General features: G+C 68.8%; 7 protein-coding genes. 5 read left to right on the forward strand and 2 right to left on the reverse strand.

What is annotated here, in order from left to right:
* Positions 1-61 precede the first annotated feature (61 nt).
* Both V6V89_RS15130 and V6V89_RS15135 read right to left on the reverse strand, forming a co-directional pair.
* Positions 62-3,466 (reverse strand): AAA domain-containing protein, encoded by a 3,405-nt coding sequence (locus tag V6V89_RS15130; RefSeq protein WP_334619731.1) that lies wholly within the window; start codon positions 3,464-3,466, stop codon positions 62-64.
* 688 nt (positions 3,467-4,154) lie between these two features.
* On the reverse strand, positions 4,155-4,814 hold the full coding sequence (locus tag V6V89_RS15135) for a hypothetical protein (protein WP_334619732.1): 660 nt from the start codon (positions 4,812-4,814) through the stop codon (positions 4,155-4,157).
* Between the two features lie 27 nt (positions 4,815-4,841).
* Between V6V89_RS15135 and V6V89_RS41730 the strand changes: the two genes are divergently transcribed.
* The 5 genes from V6V89_RS41730 to V6V89_RS15155 all read left to right on the forward strand — a co-directional run bounded on the left by V6V89_RS41730 (position 4,842) and on the right by V6V89_RS15155 (position 9,467).
* Positions 4,842-5,072, forward strand: coding sequence for a DUF6245 family protein (locus tag V6V89_RS41730; RefSeq protein ID WP_442935144.1), 231 nt, complete (start codon positions 4,842-4,844; stop codon positions 5,070-5,072).
* A gap of 406 nt (positions 5,073-5,478) precedes the next feature.
* Complete coding sequence (locus V6V89_RS15140; protein ID WP_334619733.1) at positions 5,479-6,633, forward strand: hypothetical protein; 1,155 nt, start codon at positions 5,479-5,481, stop codon at positions 6,631-6,633.
* A gap of 27 nt (positions 6,634-6,660) precedes the next feature.
* A complete protein-coding gene (locus V6V89_RS15145; RefSeq protein WP_334619734.1) occupies positions 6,661-6,861 on the forward strand; it encodes a hypothetical protein in 201 nt (66 codons plus the stop codon).
* Entirely contained in the window at positions 6,858-7,259 is a 402-nt protein-coding gene (locus tag V6V89_RS15150; protein ID WP_334619735.1) for a type II toxin-antitoxin system VapC family toxin, read from the forward strand. The genes V6V89_RS15145 and V6V89_RS15150 overlap by 4 nt, the downstream gene beginning before the upstream one ends.
* Positions 7,260-7,595: 336 nt before the next feature.
* A complete protein-coding gene (locus V6V89_RS15155) occupies positions 7,596-9,467 on the forward strand; it encodes a helicase-associated domain-containing protein (protein WP_334619736.1) in 1,872 nt (623 codons plus the stop codon).
* The last annotated feature ends 169 nt before the right edge of the window (positions 9,468-9,636 follow it).

The following is a 9,636-nucleotide window of genomic DNA, read 5'->3' on the forward strand; positions in this document are numbered from 1 at the left end:
GCGGTCGCGCAGCTGCGGCAACCACGGCCAGTCCAGACTGCCACCCTCGGCGCGGAGCCCGTCACTGCGTTTTGCCGGGTGTGGTGTGTGGCAGGTTGGCTGCCAGGACGCTGAAGTGGCGTTGAGGTGCCCACGCCCGCCTGTCGCCGATGACGTAGAGGCGACGTTTGGCGCGGCTGACGGCGACGTTGAGTAGGTTGGGTTTGCTCGCCGCCCATTGGCGGGCGCCCGGACGCTGGGGATCGCTGCCCAGGACGAGTATGACGATGTCGGCCTGTTTGCCCTGCGCGGTGTGGACGGTGCCGGCGATCAGCCCCGGGTAGCGGCGTGACCTGCCGCTGACCTGTCGGGCGATGGCCCGGAACGGCGCGATCACCATCACTTCGGACATGTCGAACTGGAGATCGGCGAGTGTGTCGAGGATGCGGTCGAGGTGGCGGCCCTCGTCGGGGATCCAGTGGCCCTGGGCCGCGCCGCCGCTTACGTCGATCCATTTGGACGGTGGGAGGGTCGGGTAGGCCGCGTCGAACCGTTCCGCGGCGCTCTGGCCGGTACCGTCGATCATGAGGCCGTCGTAGGCGATAGCGTTGACGATGTCGAACATGGGCTGGTCACAGCGCCGGTGGACGGTAAGCGGGACGCCCACCCAGGTGCTGTCGTCCTCATCGGACAGCCAGGTACCGAGCGGAGTGAGGCGGTCGGCGAGACGCTGGACGGACGTGCGGCTGGCCAACCACTGCTCATCGACGCCGAAGTCGTTGCGGATCGCCTGTTCCGCGCGGAACGGCAGGGCGGTGATCGGCTCGAGTTGCAGCGGGTCACCGACGACGACGGCGCGTTTGGTCCGCCACAACGCGCCGACCGCATTCTGCGGCGTCGCCTGCCCGGCTTCGTCGATTAGGAGCCAGCCGAGCGATTCCTTGCCGAGGTGGCCGAACAGCCGGGCGTAGGACGCGAACGTGGTCGAGACCACCGGTACTACGAAGAACAGGCTCCGCCAGGCCGCGAGTGTCGCCTGTTGGGGGACATCGTCTGGCACATCGCCACTCACCAGATCCATGGCAGCCTGCAGATTACGGCGCATCTCCGTGGGCATGTGCCGCAGGAACGCCTTGTGTAGCCGCAGGGCCGCGAGAAACATTTCACCGCGCGCGAGGTTCCACTCCTTGTCTGTCCACAGTGCAGTAAGCTCGCGTCGCTCGCGCTCCTTCCACCAGGTGGCGTCGGGATAGTGCCTGCCGAAGGCGGTCGCCGCGCGGTCGAGCAGACCGTCGACGGCGATGATCTCCGCCTCGAGGTTGCGCAGGTCGCGTGCGGCGTCGGCCTGGGCGCGTGTGGCCGCGCTGACCTCGCGCTCCGTCTGCGCCACCTCCCGCCGCGCCGCCAGCAGCGGCTCGTAGGCCGGCTGCGCCACCGGCGCCGCCAGAGCGTGGGCGGCGGCGGCCACCTCCTGCTGAGCGGCGCGCATCTCGTGCTGAGCGACGCCCACCTCGCTGGCCAGCCAGCCGTCCTGCCGCGCCCACCGGCTGGCCGCCGCGCCGAGCGTCTTCAATCGTTCCCACAGCCCTGGCCGGGATTGCTGATGCTGGGCGTGGGCGTGCCAGCGCTGGCTCAGCTCGGCTTCCCACGATCGGACCATCCGCTCGGCACTGGCCATCCGCTGCTGGGCGATCCGCTCGGCCTCCGCTCGACGCGTGCTTGCGACCTGGTCCGCCTCGGCCTGTCGCTCGCGTTCGACACGAAGGGCGCGCTGATGCCGCTCGCGTATCCGGTCGATCCGCTCCCCGGCCGCGGCCACCGCGCGCCGCGAATTGGTGAGTTCGCCGTCCATCCGTGCGCGACGCTCAACGGCGCGGTAGACCTCGGCCCGTTCGGCGCGCAAGCTCTCCGCCCGCGCTTCGACCGTCCGAAACTCCGCGACCGCGGCCGACCACCGCTGTTCCGGCGGGCGCTGCTCGTAGTCCTTGAGTACGGCAAGCATCCCCCGCCAGTTCTGGTCATCCGCCGGCTCGTCATGGGCCTGATACCAGAACGCGTTCAGGAACCGGGTGCGATTGATCTTGTTGCCTAGCCGTGCCGCGACGAGCGCCCACGCCTTTGTGTGCGTGGACTCCTCGGCGCGCTGCTCCGCGGCCTCGGCCTCGGGCTCCGAAGCGGGCGCGTCGGGGGCGAGCAGCGCCGTGGCGATCTCCGGGAAGTAGTCCACAACGGCGGCCTTGTCTCGCCACGAGTCGTCGATCGCGTCAGCGTCCGGAATCTCGTCGGTGACGTTCTCTACCGCGCCGTTGTTCGTCGACGCGACCACCATCTCGAACCCAGTGAGGTCGGGCCGCCACTCGGACACCACCCGCGTGCGCTGCCCCGTCGTCCACCGCAACTGCTTGCCTGTGAACGCCTTCCGCGGATGCGACAGCGTCGCCAGTCGCTGCGCTCGGCGTACCACCAGCGCGGCGATCAGATCGCGTAGCATCGTGGTCTTTCCGGTGCCGGGTGGCCCGTTGACTCCCATGACGCCGGCGCCGGTCATCTCCAGCGCGGTGTTCACCGCGAGCTGCTGGTTCAGGCCGAGTGCGTGATCGGGGTGGCTCAGCCAGCGGCCCGCCGGCACGCGGTCTGGAGCGGTGGCCGGGAGGACGGCCCCCGGCTGGGCGCGGACGTCGACCCGCGCGGCGGTGGGGATCTCGGCCTCCGGGCGCAGATACTCGCGCAGGGCGGCGCCGATGTCCCCTTTGGCCGCCCGGCCAGCGACCCACTCCAGGTCTCCTGTAATGAAGCTGTTGAGGAACTCGTGGCCGCGCCCGCTGTCCGCGGTACGCCGGGCGACGATCTGGCTCTTGATGCGGATCTCCGTGCAGGACAGCGCCTCACTAATGCCAGCCGGGGCCGTGGCGGCGGCCAGGCATGCGCGCAGGCGAGCATGATCCAACACCCGCCGGTACACGGTCGGCGGCGAGTTGTCGTCCACCGGAGGGACGATCTCCTCAATGACCTCGTCGCCCCACGCCTTGCTGAACCGCTCCGCGGCGTCCTCGAACCCGCGAAGCCAGTCTCGCGATCGCCGCCCCCGGCTCAGTACCTGACCGGTGGCCCAGGCACAACTGGAAAGCACCTCGGAGTCCAGGAGCGCTTTTCCATTTTCGTCGACCAGGAACATCGCTACGGCGCTTTCTCCAGCGGGCCGCTCGTCGAAGCTGTCCAGACCCGGCTCGAAGAAACGCGAAATGGTCTCGAAAATCGCGTCGAGACGGTAGATCCCCAGGTACACGACGTGCCGCCAGGTCTGGTTCTTCCCCAGTCGTCGGCGGGCGAACTCGTGGCCAGGCTCCCAGGGCAGCGGCTCACCAGGCTTGACCGCAGCCACCAGCCGATCCCGGCTCGCTTTCTCGACGCTCTGCGGACTGAACATCTCCACAGTCCGCCAGAACTCGATGATCTCCGCCCGCTTCGCATCCGCTTTCCGCGCCAAGCCCAACTCCGATCGACAGACACCGTCGAACACAATCACGGAAGACCCTAGAGCCTATTCGCATGATCATGCGGGTGCGAAAATGATCAGATGGCATTGGTTCGTGAACGCCGCTCCGGACTGTTCGTCCACTGGGGATTCTGCGCACTGCCAGAGCGGAACGAATGGTCCGGGCGCGGTCCAGCTCCATCCAGTCGGACAACGTACAGGCCAAAGATTTGCCTCAGTGGACCGCTTCGACCTTGTAGAGCGTCGCCTGGGCGGGGCACTGACCACGCCGTGCACGAGGTGGTCCGGGTCGTCTCCGCCGGCCCGCACGACCATGCCGGTGTTGCTGCAGGGTCCGCAGTGCTCGCCGCGACGCATTCATTCGTCGACCGGCGGTTGGGCCGCGCTGGCGGGCGGGGAAGGGTGTGGCCTCTGCTTTGGCCGGCCGGCTCGCTCAAGTGGGTGGACTCTGTGCCGATCGGTCGTTTGGTGCGCCTGTGTGTGTTTCGGTGCGGTCATGGCCGAGCAAGTTGCCGTCACCGGGCTGGTTCACCGTGCCGAGGGCGGTTCAGACGCAGTGGTGGCGGTTGGGAGTCGGGCGGCGGCCGATGGCTGGACGGTCCGGTATGAGCCTCGCTTGCTGGCTCGCCTGTGACAGCGAGTCGTCGTCCTTGTCGGTCTTTGGCGCACGGGGCCGATTTCAGCCCGGCAGGACTGGGCATCCGTTACGACTCCAGTCGGCGATCTGCACCCAGAATGTCTGCGCATACCGCACCCGGGCCTCGGGCCAGGGCTTGGTTTCGGCGTCTGGGTCGTCGTTCACGTTGAACTCGCGGTCGATGTAGTCGAGCAGGTCGGCGGCGTAGTAAATGACATCGACGCCCCAGACCGACAGCACCGGGTGCCCCCAGCCGCCCCGGCCGGAAGGCAAGAACCGATGTACATACAGTGGCACCAGCGGGCCGTCAGCGGCCAGGCGTTCACGCGCCAATCGCAGCGCATCCGTGACGTCGGCCGGCCGCTCATCGCGCCACCACGGGTGCCAGTAGCCGTTTTCGACGGCGGTTAGCGCCCCGTCTTCAGCGAAGTCGAGGTGCGCGCGCAGTCGCCCCGGATCCCCGTCGCGCCAGTCCGGCCAGCCCAGGTCAGTGGTCTTGTCTAGGTCGTCGTCGCCCTCGGTCCATACCGGCAACCCTTCGGCCAGAAACGCGCGATGGTCATCCGCGAACTGGAACCCGAACCGCTGCTGCACCTCGTCGAATTCGCGGTCGGTCAACCCGGGCCGGATCGCCGTACGGCCCAGCTCGGCAAGGCGTCGCGCCGCGGCGACGCCCAGCGCGACTGCGTCAGGCTCCAACACCACACCAGGCTAACGGCAGCGCCTCGCATGGACCGCCGCCGCTGGCGGTTTCCAGACCCGGATAGACAGCACCTGGTGCAGGCTGGATCCAGGCTGTGGGTATGCGTTATCGCCGTGGCCCGGGGCGCCGTTGCGGCCGGGGCTGTGCCCCAGTTGGCCGCACAGGCAGGGAAGCTGCCCGAAGCACGCAAAGTGCTACAGGTGGCCATCGACAACACTGACATGCTGCTAGAGCTGCTGAGTTCCGTGGATCTCTAAAGGCTCGGAGCTTCGACGCATCCCGTTTCGCCTACCGCACTATCGCAGCTCATGACCGCTCCGATCTGGTCAGTCGCTCTACGGCTCACCACCCACGATCACGCTAACCGGCGATTTTAATCCGTAGGTTCGGGGTTCGAGTCCCCGGCGGTCCACCCGAAACGGATACCCAAACGGAGGGCGTCGCGAGCGGGCGACTCCGCTTCGGGGGCCGAATAACAGCGGTTCTTGGATGCTGCTGCCTGATCGGTGTCCCGACGGCGGGTCGCGTTCTACAGTGTCGGAGGTTGTGGGCCGGGTGTGGTGGACTTGGGGTGTGCCGAAGAGTCGTGGCCGTCCGGCTGGGCGGGGGAGGGCGAAGCGCCCGCAGCGTCCTGCGCGTGAGCTGCGGTTGTCGGATCGCCTGTTGCGTGACGCTGCCTCGCTGACGAGCGAGGAAGGTGTGCTCGGGGTCGAGCAGTGGGCCAGCGGTTGGCTTGGTCGGGCGTGGCTGGCCGCCGGGATCGGCGAGCGGGAGCCGGAGCGGCAGTTGTGCCTGGAGGTGATCGGGCGTGCCTCGAGCCGGCCCTCGCCGCACGGGCTGGCCGCCGTCGCGGCAATGCGACGTGTCGCTGCGCCCAGCGAGGTGTCGATGCTGGATGGCACCATCAATATCCTGTCGGGCAGCCAGCCGCCTCCGCCGTGGTCGGACGTACCGCCGTTCGAACCGGTCGCGTCGTGGCGGGCGGTGGATGCGTGGGACAGCGAACACGTGCTGTTCGTCGAGTACGGCGGTCCGGTTCCGCACACGCTGATGGCTCAAATCGTGCACGTCGGGGGTGTGCTGGTCGAGAAACTGGCACTGCTTGAGCCCGGCGCGGCCCTGTCCTGGGAACGGCTTCGGGAGCCTGGCGAGGTGCCGATGCCGATGGTCGAGTGTCCGGTCACCGAGACGCTGGCCGAGTTGGCCCATGCCCTGCGGATCACCGACATGACCTTCCCTCGGCAGGACGACGAGGACTTCGTCGACCTGCGGGCCATGGCGTGGTCACGGTGCCGGCCGCACCTTCCCGACTGGCCCGATCGGCAGCCGCTGAGCGATGTGGACCGTGACAGGCTGCTGGACGACTTCGCGGCGGACACCACCGATCTCGACGATACGGTTGGCCGGTCGCTGGCCGAGCTGTTTCTCGACTACGGCGAGGGCTACATGGCCACCGGCCCGTTGTGCTGGAGCCCGGACTGGGTCGAGCTATTCCTGACCGACTGGCTGCCCCGCAAGGGGGTTCTGGACGCTGGGCAGCGTGCCGCGCTGCCGGAAGTGTTGCGCTGCTGGATACGGTTCGCCCTGAGCCGTCGCGGTGTCGACCCCGTGTGGATCGCCCCGGTGGTCGCGGCCGTCGACACCTACCTTCCCGGGTTCATTGAGGCGTTCGACGACACGACCGCCTGGGGGCCGGCCAAGCAGATCGCCGCGGAGCTGGCCGTCCGTGGCGTCGACCTGTCCGACAAGGAGGCCGTCGACGGCGCTGTGCGGGCACTCAACGCCGAGCGCCTCGCCCGATACCTTACCGGTGAGTAACCGGCGCGGAGCGACGAGACGATCGACGTGACGGAGTACGGCAAGCTGGTGGCGCGGATCGTGCCGGTAGGTGAGCGTCAGCCGACGCCGGTGTTGGACCGCTTGGTCGAAGCGGGTCGGGCGCGTTTGGCGGTACGGCCAGGTTTTCGGCCGCGGATGCGAGCCGAGGACGGCACCGACCGGCTCGGCGACGCCCTCGCGGCACTGCGCGACGAGGAACGCTGGTGAGCACCTACTACATCGACACTTCCGCAGCGCTCAAGTTGCTGGCCGAGGAGAGCCATTCCCACGCGTTGGCCGCGTTCTACGACGAAAGCGCGGGCGCCTCGTGGGTCAGTTCGACGTTGCTGCGGATCGAGGTAATCCGGGCCGTCAACCGGGTTATGCCGGCGGCCCTGCCGGATGCGAGGGCACTCCTGCTGGCCTTCGACTACGTAAACATCGACGATGAGGTCGTGGACGCGGTGATGAACGAACCGGACCGGATGCTGCGGTCGGTGGACGCGATTCATCTCGCCACCGCGAAGGTGCTCGGCCTCGATCTGGACGGCATGGCCACCTACGATGACCGGCTGGCGGCTGCGGCGAAGGACGCGGGGATCCCGGTGATCGACCCGCGAGAGTGACACCAGCTCGATCGGAATACGCGGGCCGGTTCGTCACACACCGCGGGTACGGAGGTTGCACCAGCAGGGCTAAGTGCCTGGTACCGTCGCCTGCGGGGTCGACCCGGTACGCCGTAGGTTGGGCCGGTGCAGTCTCTCGCCGCTCACCTTCGCACCCTGACATTGGATCAGCTCACCGCTCTGGCCACGAATCGTCGCGACGCGACTGTCGAGCCCGCGCCGAAGACCACCGATCAGCTTGCGGCGCGGCTCCTACACCCATCATCGATGGCTGCGGCTTGTGGGCTTCTTACGCTACCGCAGCTGCAAGCGGCCGAAGCGGCCGCAGCACTGGGCGTGGAGTGCACCACCGCCCGGCTGGCGGCGCTGGTGGGCGTGGCGGAGGACGATCAGGACCTGGCCGCGGCGCTGCGCCGGCTCACCGAACTCGTGCTCATCTGGCCGCACGCTGGCGGCCTTGCCGCGGCACACCTGAGCGCGGTCTGGCCGTACCCGCTTGAGCTCGGGCCCAGCGCTGCTGAGCTACTGACCACGCAGAACATGAACGAGCTGCGCAAGCTGGCAAAGCTGTACGGCATCCCGACCGCCGGCCGCGGCAAGGACGAATTGATCGCTTCGCTGGCCAGTTGGCTGGCCCAGCCGGAAAACGTGCGCGGACTCGCGGCGCAGGCCCCCGCCGAGGTCCACGCCCAGCTCGCCGCCCTCGCTCGGCGGCCGGCCTCACCCTTCGACCTGCGAGGAGGGATCATCTACGGCTCGCCAGGGACGGCGCTGCCGTGGGCCGCCGAGCGCGGTCTCGTCGTCAGGTCCGCGTGGGGCATCGACGGGATACCCCGCGAGGTCGCCATCGCGCTGCGGGAGGGCCGCGTCGCCCCGTTCGACCCGAAGCCGCCCGCGGTATCTGTCACGCCGGCGGATCTGGAGGCCGCCGAACGGGAGGCCGCGGCCGCCGCCTCCGAGACCCTCGCCGCGATCACCGCGATCGTCGAGACCATGAGCGCCGGCCCGGTGCCCCTGCTCAAGACTGGCGGCCTCGGCGTACGCGAACTGCGCCGGCTCGCCAAGTCGTCCGACCAGGACGAGGACCGTACCCGCCTGACGATCGAACTGCTCGCCGCGGGCGGCCTCACCGATGCCTCCCACGGCGGAATCACCCCCGCCCTGAGCTACGACGAGTTCACCGCCGCAGAACCCGCCGCCCAGCTGCTCGACATCGTCCAGACCTGGCTGGCGATGCCTGCGTGCCCGCTCGCTCCGACCGACCCCAACACGACGTCTCCCCGTCTCCTCTACTGGGACGAGGATGAGGAGATGACGTTGACGGGCCTGCGGTCCTTGACCTTACGCACTCTCGTCGATGCAGTACCCGAAGGGCAGGCCACCGACCCCGCCACGCTCGCCGACCGACTGGCCTGGCAGAGCCCCATCCTGACCGATCAGACCGACGAGGATCTCCACCGGTACACCACCGGCATTTGGCGGGAAGCGCACCGGCTCGGTCTGCTCGCACACGGAACCGTGACCAGGTTCTGCCGCAGCCTGGTGACCGGTGACCCGGTCGCGGCCCTTCGCCACGCCGAGGCCATGCTGCCCCGAAACCGCAGCTTCGTTCTGCTCCAGAACGACCTCACCGCGGTCGTGACCGGCACCCCGTCGGCCAACCTGCTGGCACTGCTGGACAGCATGGCCGCGCCGGAGTCCCGCAGTGGCGCCTGGACCTGGCGTTTCTCACCAGCCAGCATCCGCGCCGCAGTCGACGCCGGAAGCACCCCCGCCGAGCTGCTCACCCGGATCACCGAGGTGGCCGACGGTGGCCGCGTGCCGCAGACCCTCGCCTACCTGATCGACGACGTGGCCCGCCGGTACGGCCGGGTTCAAGTACGCCCAACCGGCTGCTGCCTCTGCAGTGAGGACGAGGTCCTCCTCACCGAAATCCTCAACACCCGCTCGTTGCAGAGCCTGCACCTGGTCCGGCTCGCACCGACCGTGCTCGCCAGCGCGAGACCACAGGCCGAAACCCTCGCCGCACTGCGCGCCGCCGGCCACGCCCCGGCCGGACTCAGCACCGACGGCGCCCCGGCCATCGAGATTCCGCAACGTCGCCGCGCCGCTCCACCACCCAACGAGCCCCATAGCGTCGACCTGGTCCCGCTGCCACGCCTGAGCGACCCGGCGGAGCTCGCACGGACCCTGCTCAGCAACCGCTGACAACCCGCCGGTTGCCACCGACCGCCGTGGCGGTGCCTCCGGCTCACATCATCTTCCATACGAACCGTCTCCGACCGTGGACGGCAACGCGGGCATCTCTTTCGTACTAGTGCCGCGTCACGCAACCTTGATCGTGTAATCGGGGTGGCGGATCTTGGAGTCGGGGGCG

The organism is Micromonospora sp. CPCC 206061 (assembly GCF_036906915.1).
GTDB lineage: Bacteria > Actinomycetota > Actinomycetes > Mycobacteriales > Micromonosporaceae > Phytohabitans.